This is a genomic window from Myroides sp. N17-2, assembly GCF_002286775.1.
Lineage (GTDB): Bacteria > Bacteroidota > Bacteroidia > Flavobacteriales > Flavobacteriaceae > Flavobacterium.
Genome location: NZ_NSGJ01000004.1, coordinates 175,834 through 202,627 on the forward strand (window position 1 = coordinate 175,834; position 26,794 = coordinate 202,627).

The 26,794-nt window shown below is 34.7% G+C and carries 24 protein-coding genes; 9 read left to right on the forward strand and 15 right to left on the reverse strand.

The window, feature by feature from the left end:
• Positions 1-5 precede the first annotated feature (5 nt).
• Positions 6-1,802: an excinuclease ABC subunit UvrC gene (gene uvrC / locus CF599_RS03165; RefSeq protein WP_121964590.1), complete on the reverse strand. Its 1,797-nt coding sequence runs from the start codon at positions 1,800-1,802 to the stop codon at positions 6-8.
• Positions 1,803-2,208: 406 nt separating this feature from the next.
• Between uvrC and CF599_RS03170 the strand changes: the two genes are divergently transcribed.
• Both CF599_RS03170 and CF599_RS03175 read left to right on the forward strand, forming a co-directional pair.
• A complete protein-coding gene (locus CF599_RS03170) occupies positions 2,209-2,427 on the forward strand; it encodes an addiction module component CHP02574 family protein (RefSeq protein ID WP_121964591.1) in 219 nt (72 codons plus the stop codon).
• A 2-nt stretch (positions 2,428-2,429) separates the two neighbouring features.
• A complete protein-coding gene (locus CF599_RS03175; protein WP_121964592.1) occupies positions 2,430-2,717 on the forward strand; it encodes a type II toxin-antitoxin system RelE/ParE family toxin in 288 nt (95 codons plus the stop codon).
• A gap of 12 nt (positions 2,718-2,729) precedes the next feature.
• On the opposite strand, the gene CF599_RS03180 is transcribed toward CF599_RS03175, so the two are convergent.
• From CF599_RS03180 to CF599_RS03195, 4 genes are all read right to left on the reverse strand, one after another.
• Positions 2,730-2,960 (reverse strand): hypothetical protein, encoded by a 231-nt coding sequence (locus tag CF599_RS03180; protein ID WP_121964593.1) that lies wholly within the window; start codon positions 2,958-2,960, stop codon positions 2,730-2,732.
• A gap of 95 nt (positions 2,961-3,055) precedes the next feature.
• Entirely contained in the window at positions 3,056-3,388 is a 333-nt protein-coding gene (locus CF599_RS03185; protein ID WP_121964594.1) for a hypothetical protein, read from the reverse strand.
• Between the two features lie 11 nt (positions 3,389-3,399).
• Positions 3,400-3,732 carry a hypothetical protein gene (locus CF599_RS03190; protein WP_121964595.1) on the reverse strand — a complete coding sequence of 111 codons (333 nt, stop codon included), beginning with the start codon at positions 3,730-3,732 and terminating at the stop codon, positions 3,400-3,402.
• A gap of 32 nt (positions 3,733-3,764) precedes the next feature.
• Positions 3,765-4,235 (reverse strand): hypothetical protein, encoded by a 471-nt coding sequence (locus tag CF599_RS03195; protein ID WP_121964596.1) that lies wholly within the window; start codon positions 4,233-4,235, stop codon positions 3,765-3,767.
• Positions 4,236-4,784: 549 nt separating this feature from the next.
• Between CF599_RS03195 and CF599_RS03200 the strand changes: the two genes are divergently transcribed.
• From CF599_RS03200 to CF599_RS03210, 3 genes are all read left to right on the forward strand, one after another.
• The gene (locus CF599_RS03200) at positions 4,785-5,735 is read left to right on the forward strand and encodes a succinylglutamate desuccinylase/aspartoacylase family protein (protein WP_121964597.1); all 951 of its coding nucleotides are present in this window, start codon (positions 4,785-4,787) and stop codon (positions 5,733-5,735) included.
• Positions 5,732-6,295: a 5-formyltetrahydrofolate cyclo-ligase gene (locus CF599_RS03205; RefSeq protein ID WP_121964598.1), complete on the forward strand. Its 564-nt coding sequence runs from the start codon at positions 5,732-5,734 to the stop codon at positions 6,293-6,295. Before CF599_RS03200 ends, CF599_RS03205 begins: the two co-directional genes overlap by 4 nt.
• A 171-nt stretch (positions 6,296-6,466) precedes the next feature.
• Positions 6,467-9,631: a S41 family peptidase gene (locus CF599_RS03210; RefSeq protein WP_121964599.1), complete on the forward strand. Its 3,165-nt coding sequence runs from the start codon at positions 6,467-6,469 to the stop codon at positions 9,629-9,631.
• A 176-nt stretch (positions 9,632-9,807) separates the two neighbouring features.
• Here the strand turns inward: CF599_RS03210 and CF599_RS03215 are convergent, their stop codons facing one another.
• The 4 genes from CF599_RS03215 to recO form a co-directional block, all read right to left on the reverse strand.
• Positions 9,808-10,404, reverse strand: coding sequence for a lipoprotein signal peptidase (locus tag CF599_RS03215; RefSeq protein ID WP_121964600.1), 597 nt, complete (start codon positions 10,402-10,404; stop codon positions 9,808-9,810).
• Positions 10,405-10,490: 86 nt separating this feature from the next.
• On the reverse strand, positions 10,491-10,877 hold the full coding sequence (locus tag CF599_RS03220; RefSeq protein WP_121964601.1) for a TraR/DksA C4-type zinc finger protein: 387 nt from the start codon (positions 10,875-10,877) through the stop codon (positions 10,491-10,493).
• 8 nt (positions 10,878-10,885) lie between these two features.
• On the reverse strand, positions 10,886-14,287 hold the full coding sequence (gene ileS / locus CF599_RS03225) for an isoleucine--tRNA ligase (RefSeq protein WP_121964602.1): 3,402 nt from the start codon (positions 14,285-14,287) through the stop codon (positions 10,886-10,888).
• Between the two features lie 97 nt (positions 14,288-14,384).
• A complete protein-coding gene (gene recO, locus CF599_RS03230; RefSeq protein WP_121964603.1) occupies positions 14,385-15,101 on the reverse strand; it encodes a DNA repair protein RecO in 717 nt (238 codons plus the stop codon).
• A gap of 238 nt (positions 15,102-15,339) precedes the next feature.
• Between recO and CF599_RS03235 the strand changes: the two genes are divergently transcribed.
• The 3 genes from CF599_RS03235 to CF599_RS03245 all read left to right on the forward strand — a co-directional run bounded on the left by CF599_RS03235 (position 15,340) and on the right by CF599_RS03245 (position 18,870).
• Positions 15,340-16,122: a PdaC/SigV domain-containing protein gene (locus tag CF599_RS03235; RefSeq protein ID WP_121964604.1), complete on the forward strand. Its 783-nt coding sequence runs from the start codon at positions 15,340-15,342 to the stop codon at positions 16,120-16,122.
• Positions 16,123-16,155: 33 nt separating this feature from the next.
• The gene (locus CF599_RS03240) at positions 16,156-17,613 is read left to right on the forward strand and encodes an oligosaccharide flippase family protein (RefSeq protein ID WP_121964605.1); all 1,458 of its coding nucleotides are present in this window, start codon (positions 16,156-16,158) and stop codon (positions 17,611-17,613) included.
• Positions 17,614-18,186: 573 nt separating this feature from the next.
• Positions 18,187-18,870, forward strand: a complete 684-nt coding sequence (locus CF599_RS03245; protein ID WP_121964606.1) for a hypothetical protein — start codon at positions 18,187-18,189, stop codon at positions 18,868-18,870.
• Between the two features lie 132 nt (positions 18,871-19,002).
• Here CF599_RS03245 and CF599_RS03250 read toward each other — a convergent pair whose 3' ends face one another.
• The 5 genes from CF599_RS03250 to radA form a co-directional block, all read right to left on the reverse strand.
• Positions 19,003-19,803, reverse strand: a complete 801-nt coding sequence (locus tag CF599_RS03250) for a M48 family metallopeptidase (RefSeq protein ID WP_121964607.1) — start codon at positions 19,801-19,803, stop codon at positions 19,003-19,005.
• Between the two features lie 181 nt (positions 19,804-19,984).
• The gene (locus CF599_RS03255) at positions 19,985-21,730 is read right to left on the reverse strand and encodes an alkaline phosphatase (RefSeq protein ID WP_121964608.1); all 1,746 of its coding nucleotides are present in this window, start codon (positions 21,728-21,730) and stop codon (positions 19,985-19,987) included.
• Between the two features lie 104 nt (positions 21,731-21,834).
• Complete coding sequence (locus CF599_RS03260; protein ID WP_121964609.1) at positions 21,835-22,341, reverse strand: DUF421 domain-containing protein; 507 nt, start codon at positions 22,339-22,341, stop codon at positions 21,835-21,837.
• 111 nt (positions 22,342-22,452) lie between these two features.
• Positions 22,453-24,102: a DUF4139 domain-containing protein gene (locus CF599_RS03265; RefSeq protein ID WP_121964610.1), complete on the reverse strand. Its 1,650-nt coding sequence runs from the start codon at positions 24,100-24,102 to the stop codon at positions 22,453-22,455.
• A gap of 16 nt (positions 24,103-24,118) precedes the next feature.
• Positions 24,119-25,489, reverse strand: coding sequence for a DNA repair protein RadA (gene radA / locus CF599_RS03270; protein WP_121964611.1), 1,371 nt, complete (start codon positions 25,487-25,489; stop codon positions 24,119-24,121).
• A 142-nt stretch (positions 25,490-25,631) separates the two neighbouring features.
• Between radA and CF599_RS03275 the strand changes: the two genes are divergently transcribed.
• Complete coding sequence (locus tag CF599_RS03275) at positions 25,632-26,435, forward strand: hypothetical protein (protein ID WP_121964612.1); 804 nt, start codon at positions 25,632-25,634, stop codon at positions 26,433-26,435.
• Positions 26,436-26,510: 75 nt separating this feature from the next.
• Here the strand turns inward: CF599_RS03275 and CF599_RS03280 are convergent, their stop codons facing one another.
• Positions 26,511-26,792, reverse strand: a complete 282-nt coding sequence (locus tag CF599_RS03280; protein ID WP_121964613.1) for a F0F1 ATP synthase subunit epsilon — start codon at positions 26,790-26,792, stop codon at positions 26,511-26,513.
• Positions 26,793-26,794 lie beyond the last annotated feature (2 nt).

Sequence of the window (26,794 nt, forward strand, 5' to 3'; positions counted from 1 at the left end):
TTCATCTAATTTACTTGAAAAAAATCAAATACTAGCTTCCCTTTTGACTTTCCTATTACTTTTTCTAAATCCTCTTGACTTGCTTCTTTGATTCTCTTTGTTGATTTAAAGTGATTCATCAGCGTAGTCTTAGTCTTTTCACCTACTCCCGTGATATTATCAAGTTCACTTGTTATCGCATTTTTACTTCTTTGGTTTCTGTGAAAAGTTAGACCAAATCTATGTGCCTCATCTCTAAGGTTAATAATCACCTTCATTGTCTCTGATCGCTTATCTAGATAAAGCGGAATACTATCACCCGGATAAAAGATTTCCTCTAATCGTTCTGCTAAACTGATAATAGAAACCTTTCCTCTTATTCCAAGCTGATCTAGGCATTTTAAAGCTACACCTAACTGTCCTTTTCCTCCATCAATCACGATTAAGTCAGGTAAAGGCAATCCCTCTTCTAATACTCGCTTATAACGTCGATGCACAATCTCTTCCATTGAGTCATAATCATTAGGCCCCTCGACTGTCTTCACATTAAAGTGTCGATAATCTTTTTTACTTGGCTTACCATCTTTAAACACTACACATGCTGCCACAGGATTAGTTCCCTGTATATTTGAGTTATCAAAACACTCGATATGGCGAGGCTCTACATGCATACGCAAATCTTTCTTCATCTGTGTCATAATACGATTCACATGACGTTCAGGATCTACTATTTTGATTTGTTTTAACTGATCTATTCTATAATATTTTGCGTTGCGTTCAGATAAGTCTAAAAGTTTTTTCTTATCTCCTAATTTAGGTACAGTCACATGTACTCCCTCTTGAACCTCCACTTCAAAAGGAGTAATAATCTCCTTAGAGTTTAAGTGAAAACGCTCTCTTAATTCTGTAATAGCCAATTCTAATAATTCTTCATCCATCTCATCTAACTTCTTCTTCAACTCCATCGTATGTGAACGGATTATAGCTCCATAAGAAACCTGCAGGAAGTTCACATAAGCCGCACCTTCGTCCGAAATGATAGAGAACACATCCACATTGCTAATCTTAGAGCTAACGATAGTGGATTTAGACTGATAATTCTCTAGTAAGTCTATCTTGTCCTTAACTTTCTGAGCCTCCTCAAATTCCATATTAGTAGCCAATTCCATCATATAATCCTTAAACTCCTTAAGGCTATCTTTAAAATTTCCTTTCAGAATATCTCGAATCGCTCTGATCTTATTATCATACTGTACATCACTCTCTCGCTCCTCACATGGTCCTCCACAGTTACCAATATGATATTCTAAACACACTTTATACTTTCCACTACGCACATTACTCGTCGTCAAATCTAAACTACAAGTGCGCAATGGATATAACTCCTTAATCAAATCGATCAATGTATGTACCGTCTTGATACTTGTATAAGGACCGAAGTATTCAGACCCATCTTTCACCATACGTCGGGTAGTAAACACTCGCGGAAAGGGCTCTTTCTTAATACATATCCACGGATAGCTCTTATCGTCTTTCAACAAGACATTATAGCGAGGTTGTAGTTGCTTAATAAGATTATTCTCTAACAGTAATGCATCTGTCTCAGTAGGAACTACAATATGCTTAATCGTCACAATCTTCTTCACCAAGACATTCGTCTTCGCATTATCGTGAATCTTATTAAAGTACGAACTAACCCTTTTCTTTAGGTTCTTTGCCTTACCTACATAGAGGATTTTATCATCCTTATCATAGTATTGATATACTCCAGGCTGATCCGGTAATGTCTGTATCTGTAACGCTAAAGAAGGTGAAACTTGCATAATTATATATTGTATTTACAAAAATACAAAAACTATTCGCCCTACTAAAAAAACTGTTTAGTTTATACCACACACTATGCTGAATTAAGAATTTAAAATTAAGAATTAAGAATCGGTGCATACGGCATAAAGTGTTATAGAATGTGTATTCTCACATAGCATAACACAAGGCATTCCACCAAATATATAAGGTACAGACGCAATATTTTGCGTGTCACACAATGCTCCTCCTCTCTCATTCACTAAAAACATCTACAAGATGTTTTCTTAACGTTCTGTCCAGTGTCACACAATGCGCCACACCACAATCTGAAAACTATAAATTATTACAAAACAAACGATTAACCAAAAAACTTAGATTATATATTCATACCTTTGTACATCATTCCCTTAAAACCAAACACACATGATAGCTCAATTAATCCAAGACGATGAAGGTAAAACTACAGGAGTTTTTATCACAATAGAAGATTGGGAACAAATCAAAAGAAATTACCCAAATATTGAAACTTTTGATTATGAGTTACCTCAATGGCAAAAAGACATCTTAGATGAACGAATCAAGGACTTAGACAAACCTGAGATGCTACGCCCTATCAGTGATATTTTTGACTTTATTGATTAAGAATGACCTATACAGTTCTGTACCATATAAATGCTAAGAGTGATATTACTACTGCAAAACTGTGGTATAAGGATAAATCACACGGTTTAGAGAAGCGATTTCTAAAATCTGTTCAAAAAACAATTAAGCAAATCTCTTCCAATCCTTACTCTTTTGAAACAAGATATCGAGATACTCACATAGCGTTTACACCAACATTCCCATACGGCATCCACTACCAAGTTAACGATAGTACAAAGACAATAATCATCTTAGCTGTCCTCCACACCTCACTAGCTTCTCAATACTAGCACTCCCTTAACCTACTCTAAACAATAAACAGCTGGTGGACTATTAAACCCATCATTATAAATATACAGTCTGCTACATAGAGGACACTTTACTACTATAGTCATCTTACTATAAAGCATTTCAGCATCTATTAAACCACTATAACTATCATATTCTTTATCAGAAATCATTAAATATTGATCACGACTAGGCACTCCACTAAGATTTATTACTTCACTACATTCACACTTAAGCTTAGGCATATAATATCTTTTAAAACTTGATTATTCCACTTTTTAATGTTCTAAACTAATCACAATAATATACTATTTAAAGGTCATCCCTTTATAAAGACATTCTATTCAAAGAAACTAATTCTATCATCTATACCATTACCTTCCTTATCCATAACATATACATATATCCCAATTTCATCACCTACAATATTCAACAAACTAAGTTCTGCTTCAATAGCATATTCTACATAATATGTAGCATACCAAAACACTCTAATTGCTTTCTCCTTTAAATGGATATCAGAGAAACCTATTCCTAAATCTTCTTTTAATTCTTCTTCAAGAGAGCTATTATCTGGTATGCTGATCAATTCCTTAAAACCAGCTATAGCTTGAATATAATACTGATGTGCATCCTCTTTACTCTGTAGAAAAAACGGTACTCCCTTCTTCATACTTAATTACGTTATATATAGATATGATATGCATCAAAACCAACTCTTAGATAATTTCCATCCATATCTTCTATATAATTAAACTCACCTAACTCAACATTCATAGCTCCTAATAAGATAATTTTAATCTCTATATCATAACTCATATAATCATACCCCAACCATATAAATGTAATTCTTGAATTCCTAAAGCTCAAATCTTGTAAATAGATGGAATCTACACTCTTTGCTAGCATATCTATATTATCTCTGTCACTACACCATGCATCAATTTTCGTCTGTGCTTTCGTATACAGAATATCCATTTCATCTGTGCTACTAAAGTATAAACTATCCTCTCTCATTATTAATATTGATTAATTTAAACACGTTTTAATTATTTATATAGACTCCCATATCTTCCCTCACTATCAAAATACAACTCATTAATATCAGTTACATCACCATTATCCATGCAGCAAGAATAAGTACTAAAACTATATTTGTCTTTTATTCTATCACACCATAACTTAAGTCCATCTAATTTATCCTGAGTTGTTATACCTCCTAAATTATCAATATCAAAAAACAGTAATATCTCTAAATTATCATCTTGTTTAGTAAAATCAATATACAAATCGGGTATAACATAATTCTCTAAAGTCAGAACACGCATTCCTAAAGAAAAGAACACATAACTTCCTTGGCCTATCTCAGCCAAATGAAAATCCTCTCTAGCAATCTCTTTCCCATTATACTGTGCATAATCACACATCTTACCATTAAGAAGTAGGTATGATAATAAATTATAAATACTATCATTATAAACCCCGATAAATACAACATCTATTAATTCTTTGAACTTCATACTGATTTTACTTTCATCTACTTAAGTTTTTACTTGCCACACCTCTATTACACTTTATCATTGACTTCATTCTTATAATGAACCCAACAACATAGTAATCAAAATATTACTACAGTAAAGTTAACAATTTATACTTATCAAATAATCATAAAAACTACATCCTCTATATTTTAAAACGCTAAAGCGATACCAACACAAAAACGCTAATTCTAAAGTTAAACATTTCAATAGAGCAAGAATAAAGACTATCAAACACTTTCATAATTTTCAAACTCTATTTATATAACATACTCCATCAGATAACCACTAGTTCACAGAGCCATATCTTACACCTCCCTTCAATTGATCCCTATATGTTAGGCAAATGATAGGCAGGTGATAGGCTTATTTATAGCACTTTTCAGCCGACCATATGCCTATCAACAGCCGACCACATGCCGACCACCATATACAAAACCCTCAAAAACACCATTTTTCAATAATTGGATAGCACTATAAAACACTAATCAGAAACTTTTAATATCTTCACGTCTCAAATTTGTTAATGCTATGACCATATTAGAAGAAACCATTCTCCCTGGAGAAACCAAGACTTTAAATTTAGAAATCGCGCGGTTACACACCGCTACTAAGCTAAAAATACCTGTAATCGTCTCTAGGGCAAAACTAGACGGACCTACAGTATTACTGTCTGCTGGCCTACATGGAGATGAGTTAAATGGTGTGGACATCGTACGTCAAATCGTACATAAAGGAATGAATGTTCCTAAACGCGGTACAATAATTTGTATTCCTGTTATCAACATCTTTGGATTTATTAACCAAACAAGAGAATTTCCTGACGGCCGTGATATGAACCGTGTATTCCCTGGTAGTAAGACCGGCTCATTAGCAGGTAGATTCGCCCATTATCTAGTTACCTATATCTTACCTCATGTAGACTATGCTATAGACTTTCATGCAGGAGGTGCTAGTAGATTTAATGCTCCTCAGATACGTATCACACCTCAGAATGCAGAGTTAGAAGAACTGGCGACTATATTTAATCCTCCCTTCTTATTATACTCAGCACAAATCTCTGGGTCATTTAGAAATGCCTGTGCCAAAAAAGGAATTAAGATGCTATTATTCGAAGGAGGAAAATCACTAGATATCAACCCTGATGTTTCGGATATGGGAGTAGAAGGAACTAAGCGATTCTTGCGTTCATTTGATATGCTTAGAGATCAATTTAAAATTGACACTCCTAAGGAAGAAATGACAGTAATCACCAACTCTATTTGGGTACGAGCTAGACGCTCTGGGCTATTACATGACCAAGTAAAGATAGGTGCTTATGTCGAAAAAGGTGCTATACTAGCTGAAATATCTGATCCTTACGGGCAAGAAAACACACTAATGAGAGCCCCAAATGCAGGTTATGTAATCAATGTAAATGATGCACCCATAGTGTATCAAGGAGATGCTGTGTTCCACATCTCAAAAACACTAAAAAAATGAATAAAGACGAATTAAGATTTAAATATAAAGCACTTAGAGACAATCTAAGTCTTGATGAGATAGAGACCCTAAGTTTAGACATCGCTAACCAAGCATTGCGTCTGCCGATTTGGGACAAAATCAACTATCATCTATTCCTGAGTATTCAGAATAAAAAAGAGATAGATACTGAGTACCTATTACAGATACTAGCAGGTAAGGATAAGAATGTCATCTTATCTAAATCCGACTTTAAAGAGGGGACATTAGCACATTATCTCTTGACAGATAATACCACTATCAAAGTCAATAGCTATGGTATACCAGAGCCTATAGATGGCATCCAAGTAATGGAAAAACAGCTAGACGTTGTTTTTATCCCTCTACTGGCTTATGATAAAGCAGGTAATCGCATAGGTTATGGCAAGGGATTCTATGATCGATTCTTAGCCGAATGCAGACCTGATGTGATAAAAGTAGGACTGAGTTTCTTCCCTCCGGAAGATAGCATCAGCGATGTGAGAGAGGGTGATATACCGCTAGATTATTGTATCACACCAACAGAATTATATACATTTTAAAATAGGATGACCGAAATAGTATAGTGATATTATCTCGGTCATTTTTTTTATGGTTGACTACCATACTATTTAGCAAATACTATCTAATCAGTACTGCTATCTAAGGTTAAAACTGAATAACTATTAGTCAGTTAGCAAAAATATTTTTATGTTTATTAAAAATATTCACCAATGATCAAAAACACTATAACATTACTTACTCTTTCTCTCGTAGGTTTAGCTTGGGGACAGCAGTCGCCGAAGTTTGCTTCTACTCCTTCATTAAGCCCTGATGGAAAGACTACTTACTTTAGCTATAATGGCGATATATGGCAAGCACCTACTAATGGTGGCGAAGCTCTGAGAATAACAGCACTAGAAGGCAACGAGTCTAATCCACGTGTATCGCCAGATGGCAAGTGGTTAGCCTTCACATCTGATCAATACGGAAATAAAGATGTATTCTTAATGCCTCTAACAGGAGGACAAATCCAACAGCTTACTTACCACCAGGCTTCTGAGGAAGTGGAGAGTTGGAGTTGGGATAGTAAGACGATTTACATTACCTCAAATGCCAATAACAACTTTGGTTCTTATGCCTTAGATATTACAGGAGGAACACCAAAACCTCTGTTTACCAACTACTTTAACAACACAAACGGATTAGTAGCTACTCCTTCAGGTGAATACCTATTCACAAGCTCTATGGAGAGTGCTAGCCAGACTACGCGTAAGCGTTATAAGGGTGAGAACAACCCTGACATATTAGGTTACAACCCAACTACTAAAGCGTTCAAATCATATACGGACTACAACGGTAAAGATTTTAACCCTACTGTAGATAAGAATGGCAAGATATACTTTATCTCTGATGAAAATAATGGCAACTTTAACTTATACACTTTTGAGAACAATAAGAAAGTAGCACTTACAAACTTCGACACTTCTATTAAGAAACCATATGTTTCGGCCGATGGTAGTAAGGTGGTCTTCGAGAAAGATTATATGATTTATGTATTTGACACTACAACAAAAACAATATCTCCTCTAGCTTCTTCAGTTAATACGAATAAGGTAATAGAAAAGGAACAATCATTCGCTGTAGAGGATAATATGGATTACTTCGACGTATCTCCTGATGCTAAGAAAATAGCATTTGTTAGTCGTGGTATCTTATTTGTATCAGATATAGAAGGCAAGTTTGTGCAATCTGTAACGGACGGCAAAGAACGTGTGATGGAAGTCAAATGGCTTAAAGACAACAAAACGTTGCTATACAGTCAGACTTATAATGGATACCAAAACTGGTATAAAATTAATGCAAATGGCAAGGGCACTCCTACTCAGTTAACTTCTGATGTACGAAATAACCGAGACATCACACTTAACAAGGGTATGACTAAAGCAGTCTATCTAAGTGGTAGAGATGAAGTGAGATTATTAGACTTGACCTCGTTTACTTCTAAGACGATAGTGAAAGATGAAATATGGGCATTCCAAAACTCTACTCCGTCATTCTCTCCTAATGGAGAGTATGTACTATTCACTGCTAAGCGCAATTTTGAAGAAGATATCTTCATTCATCATATCACAAAAAACGAGACTATTAACTTAACAAATACTGGAGTAGCAGAGTCTAGCCCATACTGGTCACCTAATGGGAAGTATATTTACTTTACTAGTGATAGACTAAACCCATCTTATCCTTTAGGAATGCAGAATCCTAGTATATACAGATTTTCATTAGACTGGCAAACAGATGCATTTAAGTCTGATCAGTTCGATAAGTTGTTTGTAGAAAAGAAGGAAGAAGACAAAAAAGAAACTTCTAAAAAGGACAAAAAATCTAAAGATAAAAAGGAAGACACTGCTAAAGTAGAAGGTAGTAAAATAGCATCTATTAAAGTAAATACAGAAGGACTACTAGAGCGAATAGAACTGGTAAGTGATCGTTTTGGTAACCAATTTAATCCAATCGTTTTTGCTGATGATAAGAAAGAAGTAGTATTCTACAACACTAATCAGGAGAATGCAAAAGGCAACTTATACAAAAAAGTCTACGAGGACTTCGAAGAGGCTAAAAGTGAGAAGGTATTTGACAAAAGAGCTACTCAACTACTTCAACGCGATAAGAAGATATACGCATTAATCAATAATAACATTTATAGCTTTGAACTAAGTAAGGGCAAGCCAGAACAGATTAAAATCAAACATACATTCACTAAGAACTTAGCAGATGAGTTTAACCAAATGTATTATGAGACGTGGGCAGGTGTAGAAGAGAATTTCTATGATGAGAACTTTCATGGAATAGACTGGAAGCAAATGAAAACGCAGTTCGCACAGTATCTACCTGATGTGAATAGCCGTAATGATTTGCGTATTCTATTAAACGATATGTTAGGTGAACTAGGATCTTCTCACTTAGGATTTAATTCTACTGGTGACGAAGAAAAGACTAAACTAAGTTATAAATCGTATGAAACTGGTATCGTATTCAAAACTGACAATCCTTATCAAGTAGAACGTATCGTACGTAAATCACCTGCTTATGCCACTGATATAGACATCAAACCAAATGATGTATTAGTAAAAGTAAATGGTCAGAAAGTAGATGAAAAAGAGAATAGGGATACTTACTTCACCTTTGCGAACAGTCAAGAAGAAATTACTTTGACATTTAATAGAGGGGGTAAGGAAATCACTAGAAAGCTTCACCCTATCTCATTTGCATCTATGAAGACACTATTATATGACGAATGGATTTACACCAATAAACAACGTGTAAATAAGCTAAGCAATAACCGCATTGCTTATTCGTATATGAAGAATATGACTTCGCCTGAGTTAGATCAGTTCTTACTAGATATGGTAGAGCAAGAAGCTAACAAGGAAGGAGTAATCTTAGATTTACGTTATAACACAGGTGGTAATGTTCACGATAAGGTATTGAACTTTCTAGCACAGAGACCCTATCTACAATGGAAATACAGAGAGGGAAAACTAACTGTACAGAGTAACTTCACTCCTAGTGGTAAGCCAATAGTCTTATTAATAAACGAATCGTCATTAAGTGATGCGGAGATGACTGCTGCAGGGTTTAAAGCTTTAAAACTAGGGAAAATCATCGGACAAGAAACGTATCGATGGATTATATTCACTTCAGGCAAAAGTCTAGTAGACAACTCTAGTTATAGATTACCATCGTGGGGTACTTACACATTAGATGGTGAGAACTTAGAGAAAACAGGCGTAGCACCTGATATCTATATTAAAAACACCTTTATGGATAGATTAAACAACAATGATCCTCAATTAGAGAGAGCTGTTCAAGAAATCCTGAAAGACATCAAATAAAACAGTAAAGGCTTCCTCAGGGAAGCCTTTTTTATATCTATATAAACTCTTAGTCACATCCTCCATCAACACATCACCGTTCAGGGCGTAAAACAAGCTGATTTAACTTGCTATCTACTTCAATTCACACATAGATATATATCAAAAAAAAGGCTCCCTAAAAGGAAGCCATATGCTTAGTTTTTAAAAACTTTCTTATTAAAAATAATTAGGATACCTACCCCTACAGAAATTGCTACATCTGCTAAGTTAAAGATAGCATTAAAGAATGTAAAATACTTACCTCCCCATATCGGCAACCAAGTAGGTAAATAACCCTTCCAGATAGGAAAATAGAACATATCTACTACTTTACCGTGGAACCAACTGCCATAAGGTTGATTAGAAAACATTGTAGAGATTTGCCCAGGTGTACTTTCATTAAAAATAACTCCATAGAAAATAGAATCTATAATATTACCTAATGCACCAGCCATAATTAAAGCTATCGCTACAATTAGATAGTTAGAAGCTCCCTTCTTAAAAGAATCATTTAGCCACCAACCAATACCGAATACAGCTACTATTCTAAACAATGTCAAGGCAAGCTTACCATAATTACCAGGTAATTCTACACCCCATGCCATACCCTCATTTTCTATAAAATGAATACGGAACCAATCAAAGAAGATGATCTCATCATTCAATAAGAAGTTAGTTTTAATATATATCTTCAATACCTGATCCAGTACTAATACTACCAGAACAAGTAGGTATGCTTTCTTTAACGACATTTTCCTTTAATTTCAAGGAACAAATGTAGTTATTTTATCACACAAAAAAAACGCTCCCATAGGAGCGTTTTCAATTTTATTAAAGATTAACGTTGCAAATTCTTTGCTTCGATACTCATAGTCGCGTGTGGAACTAACTTCAATCTCTCTTTATCGATTAGTTTACCTGTTACTTTACATATTCCGTAAGTCTTATTTTCGATACGTACTAATGCATTTTTTAAATCACGGATAAACTTCTCTTGACGTATAGCCAATTGAGCATTTGCCTCTTTAGACATTGTTTCACTTCCTTCTTCGAATGCTTTGAATGTAGGTGATGTATCATCAGTACCGTTGTTCAAATCATTCATATAGGCGCTTTTAATTAATTCTAAATCCGCTTGAGCTTTCTCAATCTTTGCTGATATTAATACTTTAAATTCAGCTAAGTCTGCATCAGAATAACGTGCTATCTCACCTACTTCTTTCATAATTTTAATTATTTTAAAATTAACACTCGTGTTTTAAGCTCATCAAACTCTACATCTACTCCCTCGTTTAATTCAGTAACGAACTCTAATGTATGCGTTAATGTTTCAGACTTAATATAGTCTTCATTCGCTAAAACAGCCTCTTTTATTTCTTTTTCTTCTAGTATTTTTACTATTATCTTATCAGTAACTTCAAATCCAGAGTCTTTTCTAATATTCTGAATTCTATTTACTAATTCACGAGAGATACCTTCTTTTCTCAATTCAGGACTTATCGTAATATCAAGAGCCACTGTAAGTCCTCCTTCATTAGCAACTAACCATCCTTCTATATCCTGAGATGTAATCTCTACGTCTGCAACTGTTAAAGTAATACTTTTTTCTGTTAAATTAAGTATTATCTCACCATTTCTTTCAAGTTCTGCGATTTCTTCTTGCCCAAAACCTTGTATCTTATTCGCAATCAGCCCCATATCTTTACCAAAACGTGGCCCTAATGTTTTGAAGTTAGGTTTAATCTGCTTCACTAATATTCCAGAAGCATCATCGATCAACTCTATCTCTTTCACATTAACCTCAGCCTTGATTAAGTCAGCGATAGCTAATATCTCATTCTTTTGGTTATCATCTAATACAGGAATCATAACTCGCTGTAATGGTTGACGAACCTTAATCATCTCTTTTTTACGTAGTGATAACACTAATGATGAAATGATCTGTGCCTTTTGCATTCTACTTTCTAATGCCTTATCAACGAACTCTTCCTTAAACTCTGGGAAGTCTGCCAAATGTACAGATTCAAAACTTTCACCATGTGTAGCTAACGTTAAGTCTCTGTAAAGTTTATCCATAAAGAAAGGAGCTATAGGCGAACCTAACTTAGCTACTGTTAATAAACACGTATATAACGTTTGGTAAGCAGCTATTTTATCTTGCGCATATTCACCTTTCCAGAATCTTCTTCTACATAAACGTACATACCAGTTACTTAAATTCTCCGTCACGAAATCTGTAATAGCACGAGCTGCTTTAGTAGGCTCATACTCACCATAGAATTCATCTACACGTTGAACTAAAGTATTTAACTCTGATAAGATCCATCTGTCTATCTCTGGTCTATCTGCTAATGGAATGTCTTTCTCTTCGTATTTAAATCCATCAATATTAGCATACAACGCAAAGAAGTTATATGTATTATATAAAGTTCCAAAGAATTTTCTTCTCACTTCAGTAATACCATCTAAGTCAAACTTCAAGTTATCCCATGGATTCGCATTAGAAATCATGTACCAACGCGTAGCATCTGGTCCATGTTCAGCTAATGTTTCGAATGGGTCTACAGTATTACCTAAACTCTTAGACATCTTTAATCCGTTCTTATCTAATACCAATCCATTAGACACAACGTTTTTATATGCTTTAGCATCAAATACTAATGTTGCAATAGCGTGTAAAGTATAGAACCATCCACGTGTTTGATCCACTCCCTCTGCAATAAAATCAGCAGGATAAGATTTATTGTCGTCTACTAATTCTTTATTCTCAAAAGGATAGTGCCATTGTGCATAAGGCATAGCTCCAGAATCAAACCAAACATCAATTAGGTCAGACTCACGTTGCATTGGTTTTCCAGAAGGAGAAACTAATACGATACCATCTACAACATTCTTGTGCAAATCAACTTTATCATAGTTCTCTTCACTCATATCACCTACTACAAATCCATCAAAAGGATTCACAGTTTGGATACCAGCCGCCATAGACTTCTTAATTTCATTCATTAGTTCCTCTACAGAACCAACTACTAACTCTTCAGTCTTGTCTTCTGTTCTCCAGATAGGCAACGGAATACCCCAATATCTTGAACGAGATAAATTCCAATCATTTGCATTTTTTAACCAGTTACCAAAACGTCCTTCTCCAGTCGCTTTAGGTTTCCAGTTCACTTCTTCGTTTAATTCAAACATACGGTCTTTCACTTCCGTAATCTTGATAAACCAAGAGTCAAGCGGGTAGTATAATACTGGTTTATTAGTTCTCCAACAGTGTGGGTAACTGTGAACGTATTTCTCTACTTTGAATGCTTTATTTTCTTCTTTAAGACGAATAGCAATCTCAACGTCCACTGAACGCTCAGGTGCTTGTCCATCATCATAGTATTCATTCTTCACATACTTACCTGCTAAGTCTCCCATTTCTTTTACGAAACGACCTTGCAAGTCAACTAATGGAACTGCATTACCATCAGCATCTAAAATAAGCATAGCTGGCACCTCTGGAGTAGCCTCTTTAGCTACCTTAGCATCATCAGCACCAAAAGTAGGTGCAGTGTGTACGATACCTGTACCATCTTCAGTAGTCACGAAGTCACCTGAGATAACTCTAAACGCATTCTCCGGGTTTTGGTATGGTAGTGTATATGGCAATAACTGCTCATACTTAGTACCTACTAAATCAGCTCCTTTAAACTCCTTCACTACAAAGTAAGGAATCTTTTTATCTTCTGCTTTATAAGCATTTAATTCTTCTTCAGTCTCAACAGCAACAAACTTACCTGCAAACTGTTTTCCTACTAGAGGTTTCCCTAAAACTACATTAATTGCTTCTCCAGTGTATTGGTTAAATGATTTAACTAATACATAGTCAATCTTAGGACCTACTGTTAATGCTGTATTTGAAGGTAAAGTCCATGGAGTCGTTGTCCAAGCTAGGAAATGTACAGTACCAAATCCTTGTAAAAATGCTGGTAAACTCTCGTCAATAGCTTTAAACTGTGCAACGATAGTTGTATCTGTAATGTCTTTATATGCGCCTGGTTGATTTATCTCATGTGAAGATAAACCTGTTCCTGCTTTAGGTGAATATGGTTGAATTGTATAGCCTTTATACATCAAATCTTTATCATAGATCTGTTTTAATAACCACCATACAGATTCCATATACTTAGGCTTGTAAGTTACGTAAGGATCATTCATATCAACCCAATAACCCATCTTCTCAGTTAGGTCATTCCACAGGTCAGTATAACGCATTACTGTACGCTTACACGCTTGGTTATATTCTTCTATAGTAATCTTCGTACCGATATCTTCTTTAGTGATTCCAAGTTCTTTCTCTGTACCTAACTCTACTGGTAATCCGTGAGTATCCCATCCTGCTTTACGCTTTACTTGGTATCCTTTTTGAGTTTTGTAACGACAAAAAATATCCTTAATAGCACGAGCCATCACGTGGTGAATTCCTGGTTTACCATTTGCTGAAGGTGGGCCTTCGAAAAACACGAAAGGTTTATTATCCTCTCTAGTACTAATACTTTTTTCGAATATTGATTGTTCTTTCCAAAACTCTAGCATCTCTGATGCTACCCCTGACATGTCAAGATTCTTATATTCTGTAAATTTAGTGCTCATCGTTATTATTATAAATATTTTTTATTCAATTGCGCGAATTTAAGCAATTTACTCCAATATCCCCCTAATTAATTGGTAGGAAAAACATTAAAATTAGTCAAACTGAGAAAACTTCCTTTAAAACTTCAAGTGAATTTGGTTTTCTAAACTCTGATAGATGTAATTCATAGTAGCCAATTAACATAGATAACAGTCGTTTTCTATCGCCATTATTAAATATTTTTTGGTCATTTGAGAAGCCCAATTCTAACAACTTTCTAAACAACAAAGTAGGTTGTTCATCAAAGCAACACGGTGAAAAACGATCTGTAAATACCCCCTCTTCATAATTAAAATACAGCTTTCCTTTTCCGTCTTGTGCAGGATAAAACCCAAAGTATTTAGTCAATTCTGTCATCAAAATCAAATGAAAATTAGCTACTTCATCATGAGTATCAAACCACAATAAAGCCGTCTCCAAAAAAGCAAAAAACTCCTTGTCAACAACAGGCTCACGAAACACAGAATGCAATACCTCTCCAATAAATATGGCTATACAATTCTTATTATAATTATAGTAAATATCATGATAGACCTGAGCAACTTTAATCTCTTTAAAATATTCTAATCCTCCCTTATTTTTATACACGAAGTCAATCTCTAAGATGGTTAATGGTTGAAAATAAGCCATCTTCTGAGCAGACTTGCCTTTAGCAAAGGCATTGCGAACAAAGAAACTCACCATACCAACCTCCTCTGTAAAACACTTTACAATCAAACTCTTCTCTTGATACTTTAAAGCACTTAATACAATCGCTTTACTTTTTATCTGCATTTAACTCCTCATTTAAGAATCTAAAATAGACATCTTGGTTTACTTGTTTGCAAAAATACCAAAATAACAATCAACTACCTATTCAAAAACATGTTTCTAAAACGCCTTAAAACTAACCATAACTAACTATTTTACAGACATTATACAACTTGTAAACACAACATACGAAATATGTGAATATCTCATCATAATCATAACTATTTTCATAGCTTTGCACTAATCTCTGAAAAAGACCACTATGAAAAAAACCTTACTATTTATCTTGCTTTTCGCGGCATTCACAAGCTGTAAAAATGACAAGGGATTCTCTTTTGAAGAGAAGACATACCAAAAGATTCTATTAGAAACTTGTATTGAAGATGACTGTACAGAAATCAAGATTATCACTGCCGAAATCACAACTCCACAAGATGAAGTCTCTACTAAGATTAATAATAACAACTTAGTGATCATTAATGATATCTTATCTTTTGAAGATGAGAAAAAAGAGGCTACTACGTATGATGACATTGTAATCTCATTTACGAATGCTTACACTACTCTAGTTAAACAGTTCCCTAAAGCAACTATACCATGGCAAGCTACTGCCAATAATACGGTTACATTCTACAGTGACAACTTACTTAGCTACTCGCTAGAATACTACGTCTTTACTGGTGGTGCGAATGGATTTAATGGAGAAAAAGCTATCCACTACAACCCAAAAACAGGAGAACAATATACTAACGAACAATTATTTAAGAACTATACTGAGTTTAAACAAGTAGTTCTTAATAGGTTAAAAGAAACTAATAAATCAGATAAAGCATCTACTACTAAACAGAATGATGTAGATCTTAACGAGAACTCATTTAGTCTACCTGAGAATATCTTCATCTACGAAGACAGTGTAGTACTAAACTTTACTAATTCTGAACTAGGAGCTATGTCTAATAAGGACGTTTCAGTAAGCTTTACTAAAGAAGAAATCGCTCCTTACCTAAACTTTGATTTAGTTCCTAAAGCGAATACCAATAAATAATATCATCAACAAACAATACCATAATCTCTACTTGTGAGCATCTATAAGAAAATATTTAAACAGACTGCCATATACGGCTTAGCAGCAGTATTTCCTAAAGTTATTGGGTTCTTCCTAGTTCCTTTCCACACAGACTTAATGCAAAATAATGACTACGGACAGTACAGCGTTATTTTCTCCATTATGATGTTTCTAAACGTTATTCTATCTTTTGGAATGGAAACTGCATTCTTTAGATTTTATAACAAAAGAGATGACAAGAAAGAAGTGATTAATAATAGTTTACTATTTCTGTGTTGCACCACCTTAATTTTTACTGTATTTAGTATACTTACTATTAACTACTGGGCTGATCTATTAAATATTCCTATCGATATTCTACAGTATGTATTAGTTATCTTGATCTTAGACGCATTGGTGATTGTACCCTTTGCTAAGTTAAGAGCAGATCAACGTCCGATGTTTTACAGTGCCATCCGTATGGCCAATGTGACTATATACACTGTACTTAACATATTCTTCCTATACTATCTTCCTATCTTAAGTTCTAAATATCCTGATAGTATATTTAGTAGTATCTATGTGGAGAACTACCAAGTATCTTACATCTTCATCGCTAACCTAATCGCTAGTTTATTTACATTCCTAGCTTTTTATAAGGACTACTTTACGATCAAATTTAAGTTTAATAAAGAGCTTAATAAGGAGATGCTTAAATACAGTTTCCCTGTAATGGTAGGAGGATTAGCTTTTGCTATTAATGAGAGTTTTGACAAGATATTATTAGAGCGTTTACTACCTGCAGACATAGCCTTATCAGAAGTAGGAAAATATGCGGCTTGTTATAAACTAGGTCTATTTATGGTATTGTTTAGACAAGCATATACTTTAGGAATAGAGCCTTTCTTCTTTAACTATGCGAAGAATGATGATGCCCCTACTAAATATGCGACTATTACCAAGTACTTCACCATATTCGGAAGTTTGATTATGTTAGGAGTTATCGTATTCTCAGATATATTAAAAGTGTTATTTATCAGAAACGAATCATATTGGGATGCGATGAGTGTAGTTCCTCTTATCATATTAGCCAACCTATGTATGGGTATCTATACGAATCTATCTGTGTGGTATAAGTTAAGAGACAAAACTGCTGTGGGAGCTTATATCTCTATTATGGGAGCTGTATTTACTTTAATATTTAACTACTTACTAATACCTATCTGGGGATATGTAGGATCAGCTATCGCTACCTTAATAGCATACGGATCTATGATGCTAGTCTCTTATGTAATGGGGCAGAAACAATACCCTATTCCTTATGAGAAAAAAGCTATCGGGGGCTATATGGGGTTATCCATCCTACTAAGTTTCGTCTACTTCTACTGTTTTAGAGAGAACTACCTAGTTGGAATAACTTGTATATTAATATTCTTAGGAGTTATTTACAAATTCGAAAATACCATTATCAAAAAGATAATTAAACGATAAATCAGAATCCGCTACTAATCAGTAGCGGATTTTTTTAATAGAAGCCCTCATGACTTTATAAATATAAGATTATAACAAAAAAAAGGTGTGACAAAATCTTTAATTATTAATATGTATATTTACAATGTATTGATTATTAACAATCAATAACTTTATAGGCCAATCTTTAAAAAATTTATTATCACATACATTAATAGGAAATGATAACCCTCTTTATGCAATCTCGGTGTGACTGAGTCCATAGTGAATCCATAATGTGTCCATAGTGACTGCATTAAAACAGCCTTTTTAATGGAGTCATGATGTACGCACGATACTGTCAATATACTTTCATATAAAGCACATAGGGATATCGTAGATAGGAATAAATAGATTAGGTAATTTCCTTTTTTCTTGAGATAAGTGATATGATAGATAATCCTTAAAACGAATTAAAATCATTGATTTCTAATGAAATAGAAATTAGAATATGAGGCAAAGTTACGAATTCAAATTGAATGTATAAGAATGGAGTTGCCTTAAAGGAGCTCTGCATTTTAAAAGTCAAGATAATCACTACTTAAAAAACAAGCTATGACTAACGAAATCTTTTTGAGTATTACTAAAGACAATAGTTCTATTACACTCTTCGAAGAGAGGCTATTTTTACCTTTCTTCTGGATTTGTCTACTAGATCATGAGATGATAAGTAGTAGAGTACCTCATTGGGAACAAGCTTATAGATACATAGATTTCGAAGAAAAATATGTGAGAGATGATGAGAGCATAGATAATACCACATGTATAATCACTATCTCTAAAGAAAAATTTCATACCAATGCCACAATAGCTAGAGGAATGATAGAGAAGCAACTCAATCCAGCATTACCTCTATACGATGGTTTTATAGCCTGCCTAGAGAGTCATCTCTCTCTAGGAGGTGTGATTAATTTAGATATAGTATACTATATCTGCTGTTGTGAATCACTACAAGACTTCATTAAGAGTATAAATAGAGAAATAACATCCATAAAAAAACAAAACATTTATGGGATATCATACCTCGATCCAGTAGACTTAATTGGTAGCGGGACAGGTACAGCCTCGATAGACAACAAGGACTTTAAAGAATTAAATACCTACAAACAAGCTGATGATAACAGGTACAGAGATGAACCTGTCCACGATCCAAATTTGAGACAAAAGAATATTCGCAGTCTAATCTACTTCTTTATCAGCCTTATAATCGTAGCCATTTTATTATTTATAAACAGATAACTCCTACTTAGATAACAATAATACATCTCTCTTATTACGTAAGGAATATAGTGTCATCTAAATCTCCTAATACACCATAATTAAAAAAGGTCATCTCGTAGGAGATGACCTTTAATATACTGTTCGCTTAGATTATTTCTTCTTAGCGTCTTTTTTGATTTTATCTTCGATACGTTTTACACGTTTCTCACTATCAGGGTGAGTAGAGAACACTTTAGCTTTAGTAGATTTATCAGCTCCATATTCTTTCTCCATATCAGCAAACTTTTGGAATCCATCTGCTAATGCTTGAGGGTTCTTACTATTCGCTACTAAGAATTTATAAGAATAATCATCTGAATCAGTCTCTTGTCCTTGAGAGAACTGAGCCCCAATAAGCTTCTCTGTTAGAGGTCCTAAATCACCTTTCATTAAGTCACCTACTGTACCTTGTGTAGTACCTGCAAATTGAACAGCTGCCTCAGCTATCAACACTTTTCTATATCCATTTAAAGAGTGTTTCAATTTAACGTGACCTATCTCGTGTCCAATGATTCCTAATAATTCATCATCAGTCATAATGTCCATCAATGAAGAGAACACACGTACACTACCATCAGGACAAGCAAACGCATTCACATCAGTAACGTAGTACACTTTATAGTTTAAGTTAAGACCATCATAGTTCTTGTAAGGCCCGAAAATACGCTCTAAACGTTCAGCATATGCTTTCTTTTTAGGGTCTTTATCCTTTACTGTACATACAGGATTATGCTCATCCATCCACTTCACAGATGCAGCAGCAGATTGAGCTACTTCTTCGTCAGTAACAGTGAATGCAGATACAGCTTTCATACCAGCTTCTATTTTCTTTGGGTTTAATTTCCCGAATTGCGCATTAGCCGTACCAACAGCACAACATACTAAAAACGCAGATAATAAAACTTTTTTCATACTAATATTTTTTTTACTAGAACAAATGTACTCTTTTATTTTAACTTCACTTTAATACAAATAACTAAATAATCAACATCCTTAACAAACTAAACAACAATATAATAAGAACTACTAAAAACAAAAAAGAGAGTACCCTAAGATACTCTCCTTCGCTATGAAAATACAACAACAAATTATTTTATATTACGACTGCCTTCTTAACCTGTGTATTATAACTGCTACTAAGTACAGTATCTACATATCTCCACTCAGCACGTGCTCCTCCAGAAGTGTAATCTACATACAGATAACCTCTATCAGATAAATTGACATATTCTAATTCTTCTATTAAAAGCGGCATTACTTGTTCTAATTGCCTTGCTTGAGACATATCATTAGACAGCCCCAAATAAGTTTCCATACCAGGAGAACTAATAGAACTAGTCGCTAACTCATACCCTACTACCTCACCACTCTGCGTTTTCATTTGGCTATACCATGCATTATGTGTATCACCCGCAAGTGTCATCACTTTTTTACCTTTACAAAGGCTATATAACTTCTCACGTTCGACAGCATATCCGTCCCATGCATCTAAATTATAAGGCAACACAGTCGTTATTCTAGCTTTCTCTGCTGCAGTTAATGTAGGATCACCTTTAAGCATACGTGTCTTTAGAACGACTAATTCTCCTAGTGTTTTCTGTAATGCACCTAATGATGCAGCAGATGCACTACCTGTCTTCTCTATCTCTGCCATAATCTGATTAACAATCATTAGAAACTCCGCAGGAACTAACATCTTAGCCATTAAAACTTGCTGTCCTAATACTTGCCATGATGCTTTACTTGTATTCATTTGTCCAGCTAACCAAGTCAATTGCTCTTGCCCCATTAACTGGCGATTAGGATTTAAATAAGCCTGCATAAAACTGTACTGATCAAAACCTGTACTTGTGAAGTAGTCATTATAACTCAACTGCTTATCCCTAGCTATCACACGCGTATCTAACATATGTAAGGATAAGATATTACCAAACTCAAATGATCTATATATACGTGCGTCCTTACCCGTCTTAAGTGGTATAAACTCACTATATGCTTGTAAAGCGGCTTTCTTTCTAGCTTCGAAACTACCTTCTGTCTCAGGCTGATGATTCTCTGCCCCATCCTTATAAGTATCATTTGCTATCTCATGGTCATCCCATACGCAGATAAACGGTTTTTTCTGATGTGCTAACTGTAGGTTCACATCACTTCTATATTGTTTATATCGTTCTCTATAATCTTCTAGAGAAACTATTTCTTTATTCGGTTTGTGCGCTCTATTTAGTGAAGCTGTACTCGCATTAGTTCCATATTGCCCAGGTGCGTACTCATAAATATAATCTCCTAAGTGGATAATCACATCCGCATCAGACTTAGCCATCTCAGCATAAACATTAAACAAACCTGCGGGATAATTAGAACACGAAGCCACGGCTAGCTTTACATTAGACACATTATCTGTATAAGCAGGTAATGTGATAGTTTCACCTATAACGGAAGTTTCCTTGGCTGTACTATTAAAAAAACGATAGTAGAACTTGCTATTAGAAGTTAGTCCTTGTACTTCTACAGCTAATGTATTATCAGATATTGATTGAATAAGAGCTTTCCCTTGACGTACCACATCCTTAAACTGATTGTCTTTCGCCATCTGCCAAGTCACTTCTGTATCCCCTTTAGTATAACGTGTCCAGATAATAATACTTGTTGCCGTAGGGTCAAAACTTGCAACTCCATAATCGAAGCCCTTTATTTTAAAGTCTCCTGTTAATTCTTCTTTAGAACCGCCATTATCATCATTAGAACAACTAATAATAACTGGAGCTAAGAATATACTACCTGAAGCTAATAGAGATGAGCGTAAGAAATTTCTTCTGTTTAATTGTGGTTGTTTCATAGTTCAAAAACTTTTACACAAAACAACATCTATAATATTACTAGACGATTAATCTCAAGTTAACTATCAGTAATATTTGCTCCCGATATGTTAACAAATCTTACTTAATTTGCTTCATGCTTTCCTCTCCTCTTATGAAATGTCTCTTTATAATGCCCATTACTATCTTTAGCAATAATACTTATACTTCCATTAATCTCTAAAGTAGCTAATTTGACTTGTTTGAAGTATTCCACTCCATGTTCATGCATAGCCTCTGTTAGTTCATCTGAAGTAATACCTAGCTGAGTAGCTTTTGCGAAGTCTACTACCCCATGTTGAATGATAACCTCTGGCTTCTGTTGTAATAATCGGTTCACAAAAGCATTGCGTGCGATAAGTCGCTTCATTCCATAGTTCACTGAAAACAAAACAAACGCAGCTAATATTCCTCCGCCTAAACTAGTATCAGGTCCAACCATAGCATTCTGTACTGAATTGCTAATTAACAGCATAAGCACAACGTCAAAAGTATTTAATTGAGATAATTGCTTCTTTCCAAATACGCGCATTGCTATAATCATAAACAAATACACTGCAATACTCCTAACAACAATATCTAAATACTCCATAAATTCCACCTTTTACATCAAATTTAAACATAAAAGGCGAGGTACTATGTACTTCGCCCTTCTTTAATATCAATCTAAAAGAGTTTATTCCTCTATCTACTAATTCTTAACTTAAAGATTAAGTGTTTGATTCTTATCTGATCTCACTTGATAACCAAAACGAAGTGTTTTACTCTCATTCGCTTTAAGTTTAAGATCCCATTTCACTAACCCTTTCTCTGTATTCACAGTTCCTGACGAAGTATCAGTCAACTCTATCTCAATATCTTTATTAGAACTAACAGGGAACTGATCCTCTACCTGTATTGCTACTTGCTCCGCCTTATTATTGCGAAGAGTAATATCGTACACGAAGTTTTGAGACTTCTTAGAAGACAGCATTTTCGTACCAGACTTGTCTTTCATTAAAACACGAGAAACAGATACTTTAGTATCTTTACCCATATTTAATCTCATTTCTTCTTCTGTATTCGCTGGGTTAAGAATTGTTTTGCCTACATATACACCATCGAAGATTACATTAGCTTCACCTGCTAATAGATTATAGTTACCATAATCTTTAATCGTTGCTACTAGATAAGCGTTTAAATCTAACTTCGGTGCCACATAGTATTTATATTCTGCAGGAATAGAAAAATCATTAAGCGCAACGCTATGTGATTTATTGTTAGACATCACTGTATATGGGATACTAATATCAAATGACACATTTAATTGTGATTCATTAACCTTAGTATAATCGCTCATTGTGCTTTCTTCATATACTATCGATTTTTCAGCTTTAGCATCAGCTAAATAAGATGTTGATACACTCTTTAACTCATCAGAAGAAACTCTTTTATTAGCACTATTCACCCCATACACTCTGCCACTTAGCGCATTAGAAACATAATTATTATAATCAAGGAACCACGTATTCCATGTAGGAATAACATTACTCTGATTAGCTGTACCACTAGTCAGACTAAGGTTCACTCCTCTCCAATCTATACCAGAATACTGTTTCACATCCGCTTTATAAACCACTTTCACAGGAGAATTAATCTTATCCACTCTCAAGTCATAAAACGGTTTCCAAGATGCTGCTTGAGTTAAGTATTTAATCTGAAAAGGTACTTCACCCTCTTTATCATTCATCACTTGTATGATAAGTTTCCCTTTACTTGATTTCTCACTTTTTCCTTCGTTAAACGCTAGCTTATCTTTTAGATTAGCAAGTCTAGTATTCAGGTTATCCTTCTTCTCATTTAGCTTGTCTAACTCAGTACTCAGTTGTAATCTTTTGGTTTTATAATAGTCCACCATTTTCATTACTTCTGCTGTAGTAGTCCCATTATCACCACCTACTTTCTGATTCATATCTAACAGAAACATTGTTCTACTCTCTGCGTCGATAGCGTTATCTACCTTCTTAAGCTCTGTCTCCACCAACTTAATACTATCTCTAACAGGTTTAAGCAATGGCGAATCCACAGCGCTATCATATTCCTCTACATAGCGATTACTATACTGTATCGCCATTACAGTTACATCTGATATAGAACCAATCTGTATAGTCGCTTCGTTTAGGTAATCTGCCACATTAGTAAACACCACTTCTGACGTTCCCTTAGGCAGTTTTACTTTTGCCTTATGCGTTAATTCCGCGCTATTAAAATACACACGGGCACTCTCAAGTTTAGCAGGTGTAAACACAGGCTTCTGCGCCCAAGTCATAACACTGCATAAAGCAAGGGCAACAATAGTTAAATTCTTTTTCATAGTATTACAATTTAATTTATCCGAAGAGGTATTCTACTACATCTTCGATCTTAGTCACGAGTACAACTTTAATACCTCTACTCGAGTGACTAATCTTGTTATATTTTGACACAAAAATAGTTGAGAACCCTAATTTCTCAGCCTCTTGTATACGTTGATCTACTCTATTCACAGGTCTTATCTCTCCTGACAAACCAACTTCTCCTGCGAAGGTAAAGTCTTTACCTATTGACAAATCTTGATCTGAAGACAAGATAGCTGCTACAACACCTAAGTCGATAGCAGGGTCATCTACGGTAATCCCCCCTGTGATATTAAGGAAGACGTCTTTCTGTCCTAATCTAAATCCTGCTCTCTTCTCTAATACAGCCAAAATCATATTTAGACGCTTCAGGTTATATCCTGTCGCACTACGTTGTGGCGTTCCATAAACAGCAGAACTAACTAACGCTTGTACTTCTACCATTAATGGGCGCATACCTTCTAATGTAGCCGCTATAGCTGTCCCTGAGAGCTCTTCTTCCTTATGTGATATCAATATCTCCGATGGGTTAGAAACCTCTCTCAAACCACTTCCTTGCATTTCGTAAATACCAAGCTCAGCTGTAGAACCAAAACGGTTTTTATTAGCACGTAGTATGCGATAGACATGATTTCTATCTCCCTCAAACTGTAGCACTGTATCCACCATATGTTCTAACATCTTCGGCCCCGCTATACTTCCGTCTTTAGTAATATGCCCAATGATTAGTACAGGTGTCCCTGTTTCTTTAGCAAACTTTGTAAGCTCCGCTGTACACTCTTTAATCTGAGAGACAGTTCCTGCAGAAGATTCTATATATTCAGTGTGCAACGTTTGTATAGAATCGATAATAAGTACATCAGGTTGTATCTCTTCTATCTGACGAAAGATGTTCTGTGTATTTGTTTCTGTTAGAATATAACAGTTGTCGTTTATGGGATTGATACGTTCAGCACGCATCTTAATTTGCTTCTGACTTTCCTCTCCAGATACATATAATGTCTTAAAAGGTAATCTTAGTGAAATCTGTAATAACAACGTACTCTTACCGATACCAGGCTCTCCACCTAATAGCACCATAGATCCAGGAACTAGTCCTCCCCCTAATACTCTATTAAGCTCACCATCCATTGTATTCATACGAAGCTCTTCTGTACTATCAATGTCGCGAACCTTAAGAGGTTTCGCTACTTTTTTTACACTACTAGGAGAGCTACTAACAGCTTTCCACGCAGTCTTCTCTTCTTTCTGAATAACTTCCTCTACTAGTGTATTCCACTCCTTACAAGCATTACACTGTCCTTGCCATTTAGCATACTGCGTACCACAACTCTGACAGAAAAAAGCCGTTTTTACCTTTGCCATTACTCTTATAGTTTATTATCTAATGTTTCAAATTTACAATATATATACCTAACAAAAACGTGTTAGAATAAGATTTAAGAGAACATTCATATCAAATAATTATGCTATTATATATAAAAAATAATTACTTTTAACATAAAAAATGAAAAAAATAATCACATTTTACCTAATTATCTTATGTTGTAACTTAACTTTTGCACAAGATATAAGAACGAAAAAGAACAAAATCATAATTGACAAAAAGGAAATAGCACTGATAGATAGTAAGAAAAGAGTCTATACAATAAGTGACTTGCAAGGTACCCCTATACTTAACTTACAATCAGTAAAAATAGAACTTACAGCAACTAATACCTTTTCATATTATACCATAACATTACCTGACGGTACTAAAACTAAGAACATAAGCAACAATGGAAATATAAATGCATTCACTCCTGAAAAAAAGCTATTACTAGACTTCACTAACGGCCCTTATAAATTACTAACTCCAACAGGACTAAACCTAAATGCTATTACTTTAATGTTTGAAAGTGACCAGTCAGCACTAGACAAGTTATTAGATGATAGAATGCAATGCAAAAAAAGTGTTGATAAGCATATCAAAATATTCGAAGACTCTAAGTTAACTTTTGATAGCTCAATAACTAATTCATTTGGATATAAAAAAGGATTTGATGATTACGTAATTCTAGGCTATATACAACGCAAAACAGATGATTCTCAAAAGAAATATACGATAAAAGACAAAAAGAGCAATGTGCTAGCCGTTTGGAATGCCAAAGAAGATAATATGCTGAGAATTGAAGGATCAAGTGATACTGATTACATACATCATTCCAACGCCACTACAGACAACAAAGAGTTAGAAGACGATAATCTTGTAAAAGCGATGATAGGCTACCTCATAGAAAAGGGAAAGATAATAATGCCTAAACAACAATAAGCCTAGCATAACATATACCCAATAAAAAAGCCTTACTCAATGAGTAAGGCTTTTTCGTATATTTTAAATCAGCTATTAGTTAGCTAATATGATAATCTTGTTATCGCTTAATTCTAATGTTCCAAGATTGATTGCTAAGTGATAAGTATCTTTAGCTACATTCTCAAATCTTGAACTAAACTCAGGTTCAATAGAGATGTTTTGCCCTGTGAACTTTACACTTCCTTTTGTTAGGATAGAAACAATAGGAGCGTGATTATTTAACATCTGAAACTCTCCGTTTGCTCCTGGAACTGATACTGAAGTAACTTCTCCAGAAAATAAAGTAGCCTCAGGTGATACAATTTCTAATCTCATGT

What these genes read in the sequence shown, in the direction of transcription:
- uvrC (WP_121964590.1), bottom strand. Translation starts at nt 1,802, where the DNA reads ATGCAAGTTTCACCTTCTTTAGCGTTACAGATACAGACATTACCGGAT.
- CF599_RS03170 (WP_121964591.1), top strand. Translation starts at nt 2,209, where the DNA reads ATGATAGCTCAATTAATCCAAGACGATGAAGGTAAAACTACAGGAGTT.
- CF599_RS03175 (WP_121964592.1), top strand. Translation starts at nt 2,430, where the DNA reads ATGACCTATACAGTTCTGTACCATATAAATGCTAAGAGTGATATTACT.
- CF599_RS03180 (WP_121964593.1), bottom strand. Translation starts at nt 2,960, where the DNA reads ATGCCTAAGCTTAAGTGTGAATGTAGTGAAGTAATAAATCTTAGTGGA.
- CF599_RS03185 (WP_121964594.1), bottom strand. Translation starts at nt 3,388, where the DNA reads ATGAAGAAGGGAGTACCGTTTTTTCTACAGAGTAAAGAGGATGCACAT.
- CF599_RS03190 (WP_121964595.1), bottom strand. Translation starts at nt 3,732, where the DNA reads ATGAGAGAGGATAGTTTATACTTTAGTAGCACAGATGAAATGGATATT.
- CF599_RS03195 (WP_121964596.1), bottom strand. Translation starts at nt 4,235, where the DNA reads ATGAAGTTCAAAGAATTAATAGATGTTGTATTTATCGGGGTTTATAAT.
- CF599_RS03200 (WP_121964597.1), top strand. Translation starts at nt 4,785, where the DNA reads ATGACCATATTAGAAGAAACCATTCTCCCTGGAGAAACCAAGACTTTA.
- CF599_RS03205 (WP_121964598.1), top strand. Translation starts at nt 5,732, where the DNA reads ATGAATAAAGACGAATTAAGATTTAAATATAAAGCACTTAGAGACAAT.
- CF599_RS03210 (WP_121964599.1), top strand. Translation starts at nt 6,467, where the DNA reads ATGATCAAAAACACTATAACATTACTTACTCTTTCTCTCGTAGGTTTA.
- CF599_RS03215 (WP_121964600.1), bottom strand. Translation starts at nt 10,404, where the DNA reads ATGTCGTTAAAGAAAGCATACCTACTTGTTCTGGTAGTATTAGTACTG.
- CF599_RS03220 (WP_121964601.1), bottom strand. Translation starts at nt 10,877, where the DNA reads ATGAAAGAAGTAGGTGAGATAGCACGTTATTCTGATGCAGACTTAGCT.
- ileS (WP_121964602.1), bottom strand. Translation starts at nt 14,287, where the DNA reads ATGAGCACTAAATTTACAGAATATAAGAATCTTGACATGTCAGGGGTA.
- recO (WP_121964603.1), bottom strand. Translation starts at nt 15,101, where the DNA reads ATGCAGATAAAAAGTAAAGCGATTGTATTAAGTGCTTTAAAGTATCAA.
- CF599_RS03235 (WP_121964604.1), top strand. Translation starts at nt 15,340, where the DNA reads ATGAAAAAAACCTTACTATTTATCTTGCTTTTCGCGGCATTCACAAGC.
- CF599_RS03245 (WP_121964606.1), top strand. Translation starts at nt 18,187, where the DNA reads ATGACTAACGAAATCTTTTTGAGTATTACTAAAGACAATAGTTCTATT.
- CF599_RS03250 (WP_121964607.1), bottom strand. Translation starts at nt 19,803, where the DNA reads ATGAAAAAAGTTTTATTATCTGCGTTTTTAGTATGTTGTGCTGTTGGT.
- CF599_RS03255 (WP_121964608.1), bottom strand. Translation starts at nt 21,730, where the DNA reads ATGAAACAACCACAATTAAACAGAAGAAATTTCTTACGCTCATCTCTA.
- CF599_RS03260 (WP_121964609.1), bottom strand. Translation starts at nt 22,341, where the DNA reads ATGGAGTATTTAGATATTGTTGTTAGGAGTATTGCAGTGTATTTGTTT.
- CF599_RS03265 (WP_121964610.1), bottom strand. Translation starts at nt 24,102, where the DNA reads ATGAAAAAGAATTTAACTATTGTTGCCCTTGCTTTATGCAGTGTTATG.
- radA (WP_121964611.1), bottom strand. Translation starts at nt 25,489, where the DNA reads ATGGCAAAGGTAAAAACGGCTTTTTTCTGTCAGAGTTGTGGTACGCAG.
- CF599_RS03275 (WP_121964612.1), top strand. Translation starts at nt 25,632, where the DNA reads ATGAAAAAAATAATCACATTTTACCTAATTATCTTATGTTGTAACTTA.
- CF599_RS03280 (WP_121964613.1), bottom strand. Translation starts at nt 26,792, where the DNA reads ATGAGATTAGAAATTGTATCACCTGAGGCTACTTTATTTTCTGGAGAA.